Consider the following 15,445-nt stretch of genomic DNA (forward strand, 5'->3'; position numbering starts at 1 on the left):
GCCCCGCCGGTCCGCACCCGCGGTGGGCGCAGGGGTCGTCCTGCACGCTAGGAGCCCGTGCCGTCCCGTGGCATGAGGGATTCCCCGGCAGTTCCCGGGCCCGGCATACGGGGGAACACCTAGACGGCGACCCGGCCCGACGGCGATCCTGAGGCCGGTGGGCGGCGTCGCGACGAACGATGGGCGACGGATGTATCAGACGGGTGACCCGTCCCTCTTGTCCCGGTGGAGGAGTGTCGGCCGACGCTCCGACCCGCGTGTCGAAGGAGCGAGATGGGACGCAGCCGCACGAGCCAGGAGGGGTGTGACCAGTGACGATGGTTGTCGACCCCACCGGCCCGGCCATAGAATCAGGCGCTTCCGGGGACCCCCCGCTGATGCCTGGACGGACGAGCGTGCCGAGGACAGTGCCCCCCATGACGAGAACGACCGACGAGGTGGCCGACACCGACGAACCCGGGCTGAGCCTGGGGGACCGGGGCGCGCTCGCGCTCCTCGAGTACCGCGACGGTCGCCCCCACGCCCTCGGCGAGTTCGTCCGCGAGGCGACGCCCCTGCTCTGGCACACGGTGCGGGCCCAGGGCGTCGAGCGCGAGCAGGCCGACGACATCGTCCAGACCGTGTGGGTCGCGCTCGTGCGCAACGCGACGACGATCAAGGAACCGCACGCCGTCCTCAAGTGGCTGCTCATCACGGCCAAGCGCGCCGCGTGGGAGGCCGTGCGCAAGCACCGCGACGAGGCGAAGCGCCGCACCGAGCTCCCCGACGACACCGACGAGGGAGTGCCGGAGCTCCCCTCGGGCGACCCGACGCCGGACGTCGAGGTGCTCCGCAACGAGCGCGACCGCTCGCTGTGGGCCGCGCTGGACCAGCTGCCGGACCGCTGCCGGCGGCTCCTGCGGCTGGTGTCGCTCGCCGACCGACCCGACTACAAGGCCATCTCGGCCGCGATCGGCATGCCCGTCGGGAGCATCGGCTCCACGCGCGGTCGCTGCCTCGCCAAGCTGCGCGACATCATCGACGACCAGGGGGAATCGTGGGAAGCATCATGAGCACCGAGCCGACGCACAGCCCCGACGAGCCGCTCGACGCCGTCGACCTCGCGCTGCTCGCGGAGCTGGCGCGGATCGCGGAGGAGATCGACCCCGTGCCCGACGGCCTCGTGGAGCGGTCGCTGTTCGCGATCACCCTCGCCGGCCTCGAGGCCGAGGTCATGGAGCTGGAGTACGTCCAGGTCCCCGAGATGTCCGTGCGGGGCGACGCTCCGCCCGTCGAGGCGCGCACCATCACGTTCACGTCCGAGTCCGTCACGGTCATGATCTCGCTGTCGGCGACCGACGACGGACGCATCCGCATCGACGGCTGGGCCGCCCCGGCGACGGCGCTGCGCGTCGAGCTGCACCGCCCCGGCACCGTCAGCGAGACCACGAGCGACGACGACGGCCGCTTCGTCTTCGACGCCGTCGACCGCGGCCCGGCGAGCCTCGTCGTGCGCCGTGCCGACGGCGCCGGCGGCGCCGTGAGCACCCCGGTCGTCGAGCTGTAGCCGCCCTCGTGCCGCGGGCGACCTCTCGCCCGCGGCACGACGGCGTCCCGCCCCCACCCCCTTCCGCGCACCCGTGCGCGGCCGCGCCCGTCGACGTCGACGCCCGCGGCACCGACTGAACGCCATCCCTCGAGGAGGAGCACGTGAGCGAGACCCCCGAACCCCCCGTCGACGTGACCGGCCCGGGCTACTACGGCGACAGGCCGAACCGGCTCCAGTGGCGCACGCGTACGATCGACCCGGTCAGCGCGCCGCGCCGCGCGGGGAAGCAGTCCCCCCACCCGACGTGGTATGTCGGCGACCGCATCCTCATCCCCGAGTCGCCGTTCGACCGCGAGGGCAACCGCTCGCTCCGGTGGCTCGAGCGCGCGGCGGCCGACCGCGGGCTCTGGGTCGAGGTGCAGGAGGAGAGCATCGAGGACGCCGAGCTCGTGCGCGAGGCCGACCTCGACCCCGAGACGACGCGCGACCTGCTCAAGACCTTCGGCTACTCCGTGCGTCTGCACTACCGCGACGACCGCCAGGGCGCGCTCCCCGATGCCTGGGGGCTGATCGAGGAGCTGCGCGGGCGGCTGTGCCCCGACGACGGGTGCAGCCCGCGGCTCGCTCTGGACCACATGATCGCGCCGACGCCGTTCATCGGCGGCCAGCCCTACACCCAGCCGTTCCCGTACACGCAGCCGCTGCCGTACACGCAGCCGTTGCCGTACACACAGCCGCTGCCGTACACGCAGCCGTTGCCGTACACACAGCCGCTGCCGTACACGCAGTCGCTCGGTGCGGGGACCGCGGAGTACGCCGTGCCGGGATCCGGCGGACGGACACCGGTGAGCTGGATCGGCCCCGTGCCGCGGCGCAGGCTTCCCGCCGGCGCGAACCCCTACGTGTCGGGCGACGGGGTGCGGCGTCCTGTCGTCGCGGTGCTCGACACCGGCGTGGGCGAGCACCCGTGGTTCGACGACGACCTGGAGACGCGGGGGACGGTCGTCGTGCGCGACCCGGAGCTCCTCGGGCAGCCCCTCTCCACCCTCCCCCCGACGGAGTACCCGTACGAGGATCCCGAGATCGGAGGCGTCTCGGTCTCGCCGCTCACCGGGCCGCTCGACGCCGTGGCCGGGCACGGGACCTTCATCGCGGGCCTCGTCCACCAGCTCTGCCCGGACGCCGTCATCCTCGCCCCGCGTCTCTACGGAGGGTCGGGGGTCGTCCCCGAGCGGGAGCTCCTCCGCTCGCTGCGGAGGCTGCTGCTCTGGCACGTCCTCGGGCTGACGGGCCGCGACGGCTACGCGCCGATCGACGTCCTGGTGCTCTCGCTCGGCTACTACCACGAGCGTCCCGAGGACGCCGACTTCGACGCCCCGTTCGGAGCGCTCATCCGAGCGCTCCGTCGCTACGGGGTCATCGTCGTCGTCTCGTCGGGCAACGACGGGCAGACCCGGCCGACCTACCCGGCCGCGTTCGCCCCGCGCATCGACCGGAAGGTGAGCCCGCCCGTCCCGTTCGACGGGGTCGCTCTCCCCGAGGACGAGCCGCCGGTGCTCGCCGTAGGAGCCCAGAACCCGGACGGGACGGTGTCGCTCTTCAGCAACGACGGTCCGTGGATCACGTGCACCCGGCCCGGTGCCTCGTTGGTCTCGACCATCCCGCGGACCATCGACGGCGCTGTCGCGCCGTCCCGGCACGTGCGCGAGCTGTGGGGCCCGGGCTTCCGCGCGACGATCGACCCTGAGGGCTTCCAGGGCGGGTTCGCCACGTGGAGCGGGACGTCCTTCGCCGCACCTGTGCTCGCCGGTGAGCTGGCGGCCACGCTGCTCGACCGCATCGCCGACGATCCCACCGCGCCCGGTGTGGTGGACCCGGGCCGGGGTGCGCCCGAGCGCTGCGCCTGGCTGTGGCCGTCCATTACCCTGGCGACGGGTCTGGTCCCGACCCCGGGTGACGACGCATGAGGTGATGAGTGGTCAGCAACCAGGCGGTGCTCGAGTCCCGCCTGGCGGCCGCACAGGCGACGAACGCCCGTGGGCGCCACCGGCGCGCGATCCGTGCCTTCGAGGAGATCGTCGCCGAGGTCGAGGCGCAGGGGGACGGGGCGACTCGCGAGGCCGTGTACGTGGCCGCCCGGGCAGGCATGAGTCGCGCCGTCGCGGAGTTCGAGCTGTCCGGGTCGCTGGACGACGCGCTCGGGCGGCTCGCGCTCCTCGAGGAGCGCGGGGCCGCCCTGGGCATGTACGACCTGCAGTTCGTCGTGCGCGCCCAGCGCGGGCTCCTCCGGCTGCGGACGGGCGACGTGCGGGAGGCGCTCGTCGAGATGGAGGAGGCGGCCACGGGCGTCGACGACGCGCGCCCGCTCGACGCCGCGGTGCTCATGCTGAACCTCGGGTCGCTGCGGCTCGAGCTCGGCGACGCCGAGGGAGCGAGCCGCGACCTGGACGACGCCGTGCGCCGGGGCGTCGCGCTCGGGGACGACCTCCTCGTCTCCAAGGCGCGCCACAACCTCGGGTACGCGGAGTACCTCCGTGGCGATCTCCCGGTCGCGCTGCGTGCGATGGACGAGGCCGCCGACCAGGCGCCGGACCGGCACGCCGCGGTCGGTCTGATCGACCGCGCGCAGGTCCTGCTCGACGCCGGCCTGCTGACCGAGGCCGACGACGCGCTGCGCGAGGCGCGCGAGCACCTCTCGCGCTACCGCATGCTGCGCGACCTCGCCGAGGTCGAGCTGGTGCGGTCGCGCGTCGTGCTCGGCCTGCGGCGCTACGCCGACGCCCGCCGCCTGGCCCGGTCGGCGTCGCGCCGGTTCGACCGGCTCGGGAACACCCCGTGGATGCTGCGAGCCCGCGTCGCCGAGCTGCAGGCGGCGCTCACGGAGCACCGGTCGGACGGCGTGACGCCGACGACGGCACGGCGGCACGCCGGCTGGGCGCTCGCCCTCGCGCGCGAGGGCGAGGCGCTCGGCGGAGCCGCCGGCCTCGGCGTGACGATCCCGGCCCAGCTCCTCGCGGCCGAGTGGCTCGTGACCGCGGGGGACGTTCCCGCCGCGCAGGACGTCCTGGCGCAGGTTCCCGGGCGGCTCGACCGCGCCCCGCTGCCCGTGCGGCTGCAGCACGAGGCCGTGCTCGCCCAGCTCGCGTTCGCGGCCGGGGACCGCCGTGGCGGCGTGCGGGCCGTGCGGCGCGGCCAGTCGGCCCTCGCCGAGCACCGCGCGCGGCTCGGCTCCGTGGACGCGGTGACGGCGTCGGCCGTGCACGGGGTCCGGCTCGGCAACGTGGACGTGGCGGCGGCGCTGCGGACGCGGCGCCCGGGGACGATCTTCGACGCGGTCGAGCGCGGCCGCGCGGCGTTCGCCGGCACCGGCCGTGTGCGGCCTCCGTCGGACCCGGTCCTCGCAGACCTCCTCGCCGCGGCGCGCCGTGAGGTCGAGGCAGCCCGCGCGCTCGGCGCGCCCTCGGACCCCTCGCACCTCACCCGTCGCCAGGACCACCTGCGGTCTGCCCGTCGGCTGCAGGACGACGCGCGTCGCCGCGCCTGGCAGCACGGGGGAGAGGCCGCCACGCCGCTGGCCACGACGGAGCGCCGGCTCCGGGCCGCGCTCGCCGCGGCGGGCTCCGACGCCGTGGTCGCCGACCTCGTGGTCGAGGGCGACGACGTCCTCGCCGTCCGCGTGTCCGCGGCGGGGACGCGGCTCGTGCGGCTCGCGCCGCGCACGACGGTCGCAGAGCGCGTGCGCCGCGCGCGGGCCGACTTCGCGGTCCTCTCCAACGTGCTCATCCCCGTCCCGATGCGGGAGGCGGCGGTCGCGTCGCTCACGCGCACCCTGACCGCGCTCGACGACGCGCTCGTCGTCCCTCTGGAGGCCGACGGCGACCTGCACCTCGCCGCGCGCGACCTCCTGCTCGCGCTCCCGTGGGCCTCTCTGCCGTCACGGCGCGGGCGACGGACGTGGGCGAACTCGTGGGTGGACCTGCGGGTCGGGGACCCGACGCGGCGTGCCGACGAGGCGCTCGTCGTCGCCGGCCCCGGGCTGCGGTTCTCGGGTGCGGAGGCCAAGCTCGTCGCGTCGGTCTGGGAGGGCTCCGAGGCCCTCGCGGGCGAGGACGCCACGTGCGAGGCGGTGGTCGAGGGCCTCCGGAGCGCCGGGGTGGTCCACCTCGCGGCGCACGGGACGCACGAGACCGACAACCCGCTCTTCTCCTCTCTGCGGCTCGCCGACGGCCCGCTGTTCGCGCACGAGCTGGACGGGATCGACCTGCACGGCGTGGTCGTGGTCCTCTCGGCGTGCGAGGTGGGGCTCTCGACGCCGCGCATCGGCGGCGAGTCCCTCGGCCTGACGAGCGTGCTGCTGCGCCTCGGCGCGCGAGCGGTGGTCGCGAGCGTCGCCCCGCTGCGCGACGACGTCGCCGCGCGCGTCATGCCCTCGCTCCACGCCGAGCTGCGCGACGGCGCCATGCCGGGGACGGCGCTCGCCCGCGCCGTCGCCGACGAGCCCGAGCCCGTCCCGCTCGTGTGCTTCGGGCCGCTGGTGCTCTGACCGGGCAGGGGAGCGGAGGCAGCGCCTCGGTGCGCGACCGCGGTTTGGAGCACCCGCCGACGTCCCGTACGATGGGCGTGTACCCAAGACCGCCGGTCGTCCGATGCTGCCCGCAGACTCCGTCTGCAGGACGTGACGGACCGAAGTCCCACCACGAGGTGGAGGCCAGCGCAGGTAGCGAATCGACGACGTCCGCCCGGCCCCGCCGCGCGTGCGACTGCGAGCCCCGCGCCTGCGCGGGGCTCTTTCTCGTTCCGGGACGGACGCCGGTGGTACCACCACCGGAAGGATTGCCATGGCGAGGCCGGACAAGGCAGCCGCAGTCGCCGAGATCTCGGACAAGTTCCGCGACTCGAACGCTGCCGTGCTGACCGAGTACCGCGGGCTCACCGTCGCGCAGCTCAAGCAGCTGCGTCGGTCGCTCAGCGGCAACGCAACCTACGCCGTGGTGAAGAACACGCTGACCGCCATCGCGGCCAAGGAGGCCGGTGTCGAGGGACTCGACGCCGACCTGCAGGGCCCGTCGGCAATCGCCTTCGTCACCGGGGACCCGGTCGAGGCTGCCAAGGGTCTGCGTGACTTCGCCAAGGCGAACCCCGCGCTGGTCATCAAGGGCGGTGTCCTCGACGGGCGCCCCCTGACCGCCGCGGAGGTCACGAAGCTCGCGGACCTCGAGTCCCGCGAGGTCCTGCTGGCCAAGGCGGCCGGCGCGATGAAGGCCAAGCTCTTCCAGGCTGCCTACGTCTTCACCGCGAACACCGCCCAGGCCGCCCGCGTCATCGATGCCCTGCGTCAGAAGCAGGAATCGGAGGGCGCTGCCGCCTGATCCCGCGCCCGGGGCACGCCCCGGTCTCGTGATCCACGCAGCGCAAGCACACACCCCGCTTCTGGCAGGCCCGCACCGGGCCGCTGCCGAGCACCGACCGAAAGGAACGCCATCATGGCGAAGCTCAGCACCGACGAGCTCATCGAGCAGTTCAAGGAGCTCACCCTCATCGAGCTCAACGAGTTCGTGAAGGCCTTCGAGGAGACCTTCGAGGTCACCGCCGCCGCTCCCGCCGCCGTCGCGGTCGCCGCCCCCGCGGGTGGCTCGGGCGACGCCCCGGCCGAGGAGGAGAAGGACGAGTTCGACGTCATCCTCGAGGCCGCCGGCGACAAGAAGATCCAGGTCATCAAGGAGGTGCGCGCGCTCACGTCCCTCGGCCTGAAGGAGGCCAAGGACCTCGTGGACGGTGCCCCGAAGCCGGTCCTGGAGGGCGCGAACAAGGAGACGGCCGAGAAGGCCAAGGCTGCCCTCGAGGGCGCCGGCGCCACGGTCACCCTCAAGTGATCTCGCCGGTCCCGTCGTGACGGGACCGGTCAGCACGCCGCACGAGGCCCGCACCCCGCCCGGGGTGCGGGCCTCGTCGTCGTTCTCGGCGCCCGACGACGTGGGCGGGCCGGGGAGCGCGGCGCCGAGGTGGGCGTGCACGTCGTCGGGCACCCGGGCGGGCGCACCGGCTTCACGGAACGGCCACGAGTGTGCCACCATGTGCGGGTCGACGACGCAGGACAGCGAGGTCGACAACAAGCAGGTTCGCGACCCGCGAGACGGGTCGGAGGCGGGCGACGAGGCCCGCGCGAGTACCGGTGAGGCGTTCACGCGTCGGGAACCGGGCGGGGTCGCACGCCCCGGGGTTGTGTCACGATGCGTTGTGGGCTATGCTCACGCTTTGCGCTGTCCTGTGCCCCCGATCTCAAATACCCCCGACCCCCTCGTCGACGTACGTGCGCGTCCGCGAGGTGTCGTGGTGGCGGTGATCGTGTTCAGCCCGGCGGTGCAGCGTTCTTTCGATCTGCAGGGAAGGACCCCTCTTGGCTGCCTCGCGCACCCCTTCTGCTCCGACCGCCGACGCCATCGCGAACCGCACCGCATCGCGTCGCCTCTCCTTCGCCAAGATCTACGAGCCCCTCGAGGTCCCCGACCTGCTGGGCCTCCAGACCGAGAGCTTCGACTGGCTCCTCGGCAACGAGGCGTGGCAGGCGCGTGTCGCCGCCGCGTCCGCGGCCGGCCGCCAGGACGTGCCCTCGACGTCGGGTCTCGAGGAGATCTTCGAGGAGATCTCCCCGATCGAGGACTTCGGGTCCTCGATGTCGCTGTCGTTCTCCAACCACCGCTTCGAGCCGCCGAAGTACACGGCCGACGAGTGCAAGGAGAAGGACTTCACGTACGCCGCGCCGCTCTTCGTCACCGCGGAGTTCGTCAACTACAACACCGGCGAGATCAAGAGCCAGACGGTCTTCATGGGCGACTTCCCGCTCATGACCGAGCGCGGCACCTTCATCATCAACGGCACCGAGCGCGTCGTCGTCTCCCAGCTCGTCCGCTCGCCCGGCGTCTACTTCGAGCGCGCCGCCGACAAGACGAGCGACAAGGACATCTTCTCGGCGAAGATCATCCCCTCGCGCGGCGCCTGGCTCGAGTTCGAGATCGACAAGCGCGACGCCGTCGGCGTGCGCGTCGACCGCAAGCGCAAGCAGTCCGTCACGGTGCTGCTCAAGGCGCTCGGCCTGACCGAGTCGGAGATCCGCGAGCAGTTCGCCGACTTCCCGTCGGTGCTCGACACGCTCGAGAAGGACCACGTCCACACCCAGGACGAGGCCCTCGTCGACCTGTACCGCAAGATCCGCCCGGGCGAGCCGCCGACGGTCGAGGCCGGCCGCGCGCTGCTCGAGAACTTCTACTTCAACCCGAAGCGCTACGACCTCGCGAAGGTCGGCCGCTACAAGGCGAACAAGAAGCTCGGCATCGACGCGCCGCTCACGGACTCCACGCTCTCCGTCTCGGACGTCGTCGCGACGATCAAGTACCTCGCGGCCCTGCACGCCGACCACGCGTCCATCCCGGGCACCCGGAACGGCGAGGCCGTCGAGGTGCGCGTCGAGACGGACGACATCGACCACTTCGGCAACCGTCGCATCCGCGCCGTCGGCGAGCTCATCCAGAACCAGGTCCGCACCGGCCTGTCCCGGATGGAGCGCGTCGTGCGCGAGCGCATGACGACGCAGGACGTCGAGGCGATCACGCCGCAGACGCTCATCAACATCCGCCCGGTCGTGGCGTCCATCCGCGAGTTCTTCGGCACGTCGCAGCTCTCGCAGTTCATGGACCAGAACAACCCGCTCGCGGGCCTGACGCACAAGCGTCGTCTCTCGGCCCTCGGCCCGGGCGGTCTGTCGCGCGACCGCGCCGGCATGGAGGTCCGTGACGTCCACCCGTCGCACTACGGCCGCATGTGCCCGATCGAGACCCCTGAGGGTCCGAACATCGGTCTGATCGGCTCGCTCGCGTCGTACGGGCGCATCAACCCGTTCGGCTTCATCGAGACGCCGTACCGCAAGGTGACGGCGGGCAAGGTGACCGACGAGGTCGTCTACCTCACGGCCGACGACGAGGACCGCCACGTCATCGCGCAGGCGAACCAGACGCTCAACGCCGACGGCTCCTTCGCGGACGAGCGCGTGCTCGTGCGCACCAAGGGCGGCGAGGTCGAGATCGTCCCCGGCGCGCAGGTCGACTACATGGACGTCTCGCCGCGCCAGATGGTCTCGGTCGCGACGGCGCTCATCCCGTTCCTCGAGCACGACGACGCCAACCGCGCCCTCATGGGTGCGAACATGCAGCGCCAGGCCGTGCCGCTGGTCCGCTCCGAGGCCCCGCTCGTCGGGACCGGCATGGAGTGGCGCGCGGCCGTCGACGCGGGCGACGTCGTCGTCGCGTCGAAGCCCGGTGTCGTCACCGAGGTCTCGGCCGACCTCGTGCTCGTCGCGAACGACGACGGCACGACCGGCAGCTACCGGATCGCGAAGTTCCGCCGCTCCAACCAGGGCACGAGCTACAACCAGCGCGTGCTCGTCGACGAGGGCCAGCGCGTCGAGCCCGGCTCCGTCCTCGCGGACGGCCCGGCGACCGACGAGGGCGAGCTCGCGCTCGGCCGCAACCTCCTCGTGGCGTTCATGTCGTGGGAGGGCCACAACTACGAGGACGCGATCATCCTCAGCCAGCGTCTCGTGCAGGACGACGTGCTCTCCTCGATCCACATCGAGGAGCACGAGGTCGACGCGCGCGACACCAAGCTGGGCCCGGAGGAGATCACGCGGGACATCCCGAACGTCTCCGAGGACGTCCTCGCGGACCTCGACGAGCGCGGCATCATCCGCATCGGCGCCGAGGTCGGCGCGGGCGACGTCCTGGTCGGCAAGGTCACCCCGAAGGGCGAGACCGAGCTGACCCCGGAGGAGCGCCTGCTGCGCGCGATCTTCGGCGAGAAGGCGCGCGAGGTGCGCGACACGTCCCTCAAGGTGCCCCACGGCGAGTCCGGCACGGTCATCGGCGTGCGCGAGTTCAACCGCGAGGACGGCGACGAGCTGCCCGCGGGCGTGAACCAGCTCGTGCGCGTCTACATCGCGCAGCGCCGCAAGATCACGGACGGCGACAAGCTCGCCGGCCGTCACGGCAACAAGGGCGTCATCTCCAAGATCCTGCCCGTCGAGGACATGCCGTTCCTCGCGGACGGGACCCCGGTCGACGTCGTCCTCAACCCGCTGGGCGTCCCCGGTCGCATGAACGTCGGCCAGGTCCTCGAGACCCACCTCGGGTGGGTCGCGAAGCAGGGCTGGGACATCTCGCTGGCCGAGGGCAAGGACCTCTCCTGGCGGGAGAACGTCCCGGAGATCGCCGCGACGTCCGAGCCGGGCCGTCCCGTCGCCACCCCGGTGTTCGACGGCGTCCACGAGGACGCGCTCACGGGCCTGCTCTCGACGACGATCCCGAACCGCGACGGCGACCGCATGGTCGGCGCCGACGGCAAGGCGCGCCTCTTCGACGGCCGCTCCGGCGAGCCGTTCCCCGAGGCGGTGTCGGTGGGCTACATGTACATCCTCAAGCTCCACCACCTGGTCGACGACAAGATCCACGCGCGCTCGACCGGCCCGTACTCGATGATCACGCAGCAGCCGCTGGGTGGTAAGGCGCAGTTCGGCGGCCAGCGCTTCGGCGAGATGGAGGTGTGGGCCCTCGAGGCGTACGGCGCGGCCTACACGCTCCAGGAGCTCCTCACCATCAAGTCGGACGACGTCCCCGGCCGCGTCAAGGTCTACGAGGCGATCGTCAAGGGCGAGAACATCCCCGACTCGGGCATCCCGGAGTCCTTCAAGGTCCTCCTCAAGGAGATGCAGTCGCTGTGCCTGAACGTCGAGGTGCTCTCGAGCGACGGCGTGTCCATCGAGATGCGGGAGTCGGACGACGACGTGTACCGCGCAGCAGAAGAGCTCGGCATCGACCTGTCGCGCCGCCCCAACGCGGCGTCCAGCGTCGACGAGATCTGATCTCGGGCAGGCGGGAGCGGGTCACCCCGCTCCCGCCGACGACCCCGCACCAACCGTCTTTATGGCGTCGGCACCGGCCCCGGCCGGTCCCGGCAGACGAAGGAAGTAGGACAACTTGCTCGACGTCAACGTCTTCGACGAGCTGCGTATCGGCCTGGCCACGGCCGACGACATCCGTGCGTGGTCGCACGGTGAGGTGAAGAAGCCCGAGACCATCAACTACCGCACCCTCAAGCCCGAGAAGGACGGACTCTTCTGCGAGAAGATCTTCGGCCCGACCCGGGACTGGGAGTGCTACTGCGGCAAGTACAAGCGCGTGCGCTTCAAGGGCATCATCTGCGAGCGCTGCGGCGTCGAGGTGACGCGCTCGAAGGTGCGTCGTGAGCGCATGGGCCACATCGAGCTCGCCGCGCCCGTCACGCACATCTGGTTCTTCAAGGGCGTGCCCTCGCGCCTCGGCTACCTGCTCGACCTCGCCCCGAAGGACCTCGAGAAGGTCATCTACTTCGCGGCGTACATGATCACCTCGGTCGACGAGGAGGGCCGCCAGGAGGACCTCCCCAACCTCCAGAACGAGATCGACCTGGAGAAGAAGGAGATCGCGGACGCCCGCGACAACGACATCAACGCCCGCGCCCAGAAGCTCGAGGCCGACCTGGCCGAGCTCGAGGCCGAGGGTGCCAAGGCCGACGCGCGCCGCAAGGTCCGCGACTCGGCCGAGCGCGAGATGGCGCAGATCCGCAAGCGCGCGGACGCGCAGCTCGACCGCCTCGACCAGGTGTGGGACCGCTTCAAGAACCTCAAGGTCGCCGACCTCGAGGGCGACGAGATGCTCTACCGCGCCCTCCAGGACCGCTACGGCACGTACTTCGAGGGTTCGATGGGCGCCGCGGCGATCCAGAAGCGTCTCCAGGACTTCGACCTGGAGGCGGAGGCCGAGTCCCTGCGCGAGACCATCCGCTCGGGCAAGGGCCAGCGCAAGACGCGTGCCCTCAAGCGCCTCAAGGTCGTCAACGCGTTCCTCACGACGACGAACTCGCCCACGGGCATGGTGCTCGACGCCGTCCCGGTCATCCCGCCGGACCTGCGCCCGATGGTGCAGCTCGACGGTGGCCGCTTCGCGACGAGCGACCTCAACGACCTGTACCGCCGCGTGATCAACCGGAACAACCGCCTGAAGCGTCTGCTCGACCTGGGCGCGCCGGAGATCATCGTCAACAACGAGAAGCGGATGCTCCAGGAGGCCGTCGACTCGCTGTTCGACAACGGCCGTCGTGGTCGTCCGGTCACGGGCCCGGGCAACCGCCCGCTGAAGTCCATCTCGGACATGCTCAAGGGCAAGCAGGGTCGTTTCCGTCAGAACCTGCTCGGCAAGCGCGTCGACTACTCGGGCCGTTCGGTCATCGTCGTCGGCCCGCAGCTCAAGCTGCACCAGTGCGGCCTGCCGAAGCAGATGGCGCTCGAGCTGTTCAAGCCGTTCGTCATGAAGCGGCTCGTGGACCTCAACCACGCGCAGAACATCAAGAGCGCCAAGCGCATGGTCGAGCGTGCCCGCCCGGTCGTGTGGGACGTGCTCGAGGAGGTCATCACCGAGCACCCGGTGCTGCTCAACCGTGCGCCGACGCTGCACCGCCTGGGCATCCAGGCGTTCGAGCCGCAGCTCGTCGAGGGCAAGGCGATCCACCTGCACCCGCTCGTGTGCGCCGCGTTCAACGCGGACTTCGACGGTGACCAGATGGCCGTCCACCTGCCCCTGAGCGCGGAGGCGCAGGCCGAGGCCCGCATCCTCATGCTCTCGAGCAACAACATCCTCAAGCCGTCGGACGGTCGTCCGGTGACCATGCCCTCGCAGGACATGATCATCGGTCTGTACCACCTGACGAGCGACCGCAAGGGCGCCGAGGGCGAGGGCCGCGCGTTCGGCTCGGTCGCCGAGGCGATCATGGCGTTCGACCAGGGCACCCTGGACCTGAACGCCGAGGTGAAGATCCGCCTGACGGACCTCGTCCCGCCGGTCTCCGGCTTCGAGGCTCCCGAGGGCTGGGAGGAGGGTCAGCCGATCCTCTTCGACACCACGCTCGGTCGCGCGCTGTTCAACGAGACGCTCCCCGTCGACTACCCGTACGTGAACTCCGTGGTCGACAAGAAGCGCCTCTCGGCGATCGTCAACGAGCTCGCGGAGCGCTACCCGAAGGTCGAGGTCGCGGCGTCGCTCGACGCGCTGAAGGCCGCCGGCTTCCGCTGGGCGACCCGCTCGGGCGTCACGATCGCGATCTCCGACGTCGCCACCCCGGCGGCGAAGGCGGAGATCCTCGAGCAGCACGAGGAGCGCGCGCTCAAGGTCCAGCAGCAGTACGACCGTGGTCTCATCACGGACGACGAGCGCCGTCAGGAGCTCATCGAGATCTGGACCCAGGCGACGGACAAGGTCGCCTCCGTCATGCGCGAGAACCTCGAGGCGAACGACCGCAACACCGTGTACCGCATGGTCGGCTCGGGTGCCCGTGGTAACTGGATGCAGGTGCGTCAGATCGCCGGCATGCGCGGTCTCGTGGCGAACCCGAAGGGCGAGATCATCCCGCGCCCGATCAAGTCCAACTACCGCGAGGGCCTGTCCGTCCTGGAGTACTTCATCGCGACGCACGGCGCCCGCAAGGGTCTGGCGGACACCGCTCTGCGGACCGCCGACTCGGGCTACCTCACGCGTCGTCTCGTGGACGTGTCGCAGGACGTCATCGTCCGCGAGGAGGACTGCGGCACGGAGCGCGGCCTGACGCTGCCGATCGCGGAGGAGCTCGCGGGCATCCTCGTGCGCCACCCGAAGGTGGAGACGAGCGTCTACTCGCGCACCCTCGCGGCCGACCTGGTCGACCCCGACGGGAACGTCGTCGGCAAGGCCGGCGACGACGCGGGCGACGTCCTCATCGACGCCGCGGTGGCCGCGGGCGTCCGCGAGGCCAAGGTCCGCTCGGTCCTCACGTGCGAGTCGCGCGTCGGCACGTGCGCCAAGTGCTACGGACGCTCGCTCGCCACGGGCAAGCTCGTCGACATCGGCGAGGCGGTCGGCATCATCGCCGCCCAGTCGATCGGTGAGCCGGGCACGCAGCTGACGATGCGTACCTTCCACACCGGTGGTGTCGCCTCCGCGGACGACATCACGCAGGGTCTGCCGCGTGTCACGGAGCTCTTCGAGGCCCGCACCCCCAAGGGTGAGGCGCCCATCGCGGAGTTCTCGGGCCGCATCGCGATCGACGACTCGGAGCGCTCGCGCCGTCTGGTGCTCACGCCGGACGACGGCTCGGAGGAGATCGCCTACCCGGTGACCAAGCGTGCGCGCCTGCTCGTGCAGGACGGCGACCACGTCAACGTCGGCACGCAGCTCGTCCAGGGTGCGGTGGACCCCAAGAAGGTCCTGCGCATCCTCGGCCCGCGCGCCACGCAGAAGCACCTGGTGGACGAGGTCCAGGAGGTCTACCGCTCCCAGGGCGTGGACATCCACGACAAGCACATCGAGGTCATCGTGCGGCAGATGCTGCGTCGCGTGACCGTGCTCGACTCGGGCGACTCGCACCTCCTGCCGGGCGAGCTCGCCGAGCGCGGCCGCTTCGAGGACGCGAACCGTCGTGCGGTGGCGGAGGGTGGCCAGCCGGCCTCCGGCCGTCCCGAGCTGATGGGCATCACGAAGGCGTCGCTCGCGACGGACTCGTGGCTGTCGGCGGCCTCCTTCCAGGAGACGACGCGCGTGCTCACCGAGGCGTCGATGAGCGGTCGTCGCGACCCGCTCCTCGGCCTCAAGGAGAACGTCATCATCGGTAAGCTCATCCCGGCCGGTACCGGTCTGCCCCGGTACACCAAGGTCCAGGTCGAGCCGACCGAGCAGGCCAAGACCGAGCTCTACCCGAGCTTCGGCTACGACGAGATCGACTTCCCGGCGCTCGGCATGGGCTCCGGCGAGGCGATCCCGCTCGAGGACCTGGACTTCGGCGACTACCGCTGAGAGATCACGC

The 15,445-nt window shown here is 71.6% G+C and carries 8 protein-coding genes; all 8 read left to right on the plus strand.

Features of this window, described 5'->3' with window-relative positions; genetic code table 11:
* Positions 1-416 precede the first annotated feature (416 nt).
* The 8 genes from NHH00_RS19160 (at position 417) to NHH00_RS19195 (ending at position 15,435) form a co-directional block, all read left to right on the plus strand.
* The gene (locus NHH00_RS19160; protein WP_253055120.1) at positions 417-1,052 is read left to right on the plus strand and encodes an RNA polymerase sigma factor; all 636 of its coding nucleotides are present in this window, start codon (positions 417-419) and stop codon (positions 1,050-1,052) included.
* On the plus strand, positions 1,049-1,546 hold the full coding sequence (locus NHH00_RS19165) for a hypothetical protein (protein WP_170227215.1): 498 nt from the start codon (positions 1,049-1,051) through the stop codon (positions 1,544-1,546). The genes NHH00_RS19160 and NHH00_RS19165 overlap by 4 nt, the downstream gene beginning before the upstream one ends.
* A 143-nt stretch (positions 1,547-1,689) precedes the next feature.
* A complete protein-coding gene (locus NHH00_RS19170; RefSeq protein WP_253055121.1) occupies positions 1,690-3,495 on the plus strand; it encodes a S8/S53 family peptidase in 1,806 nt (601 codons plus the stop codon).
* Positions 3,496-3,503: 8 nt separating this feature from the next.
* On the plus strand, positions 3,504-6,071 hold the full coding sequence (locus NHH00_RS19175; RefSeq protein WP_253055122.1) for a CHAT domain-containing protein: 2,568 nt from the start codon (positions 3,504-3,506) through the stop codon (positions 6,069-6,071).
* 295 nt (positions 6,072-6,366) lie between these two features.
* A complete protein-coding gene (gene rplJ / locus NHH00_RS19180) occupies positions 6,367-6,897 on the plus strand; it encodes a 50S ribosomal protein L10 (protein ID WP_021483443.1) in 531 nt (176 codons plus the stop codon).
* 114 nt (positions 6,898-7,011) lie between these two features.
* Positions 7,012-7,401: a 50S ribosomal protein L7/L12 gene (gene rplL, locus NHH00_RS19185; RefSeq protein WP_021483444.1), complete on the plus strand. Its 390-nt coding sequence runs from the start codon at positions 7,012-7,014 to the stop codon at positions 7,399-7,401.
* Positions 7,402-7,925: 524 nt separating this feature from the next.
* Positions 7,926-11,438 (plus strand): DNA-directed RNA polymerase subunit beta, encoded by a 3,513-nt coding sequence (gene rpoB / locus NHH00_RS19190; protein WP_253055123.1) that lies wholly within the window; start codon positions 7,926-7,928, stop codon positions 11,436-11,438.
* 115 nt (positions 11,439-11,553) lie between these two features.
* Positions 11,554-15,435: a DNA-directed RNA polymerase subunit beta' gene (locus NHH00_RS19195; protein ID WP_253055124.1), complete on the plus strand. Its 3,882-nt coding sequence runs from the start codon at positions 11,554-11,556 to the stop codon at positions 15,433-15,435.
* Positions 15,436-15,445 lie beyond the last annotated feature (10 nt).

Source organism: Cellulosimicrobium cellulans (assembly GCF_024124905.1).
In the GTDB taxonomy this organism is placed as follows: Bacteria; Actinomycetota; Actinomycetes; order Actinomycetales; family Cellulomonadaceae; genus Cellulosimicrobium; species Cellulosimicrobium cellulans_G.

Excerpts from the sequence above, each read along its gene's own strand:
- NHH00_RS19160 (WP_253055120.1), top strand. The coding sequence starts at position 417 with ATGACGAGAACGACCGACGAGGTGGCCGACACCGACGAACCCGGGCTG.
- rplJ (WP_021483443.1), top strand. The coding sequence starts at position 6,367 with ATGGCGAGGCCGGACAAGGCAGCCGCAGTCGCCGAGATCTCGGACAAG.
- rplL (WP_021483444.1), top strand. The coding sequence starts at position 7,012 with ATGGCGAAGCTCAGCACCGACGAGCTCATCGAGCAGTTCAAGGAGCTC.
- NHH00_RS19165 (WP_170227215.1), top strand. The coding sequence starts at position 1,049 with ATGAGCACCGAGCCGACGCACAGCCCCGACGAGCCGCTCGACGCCGTC.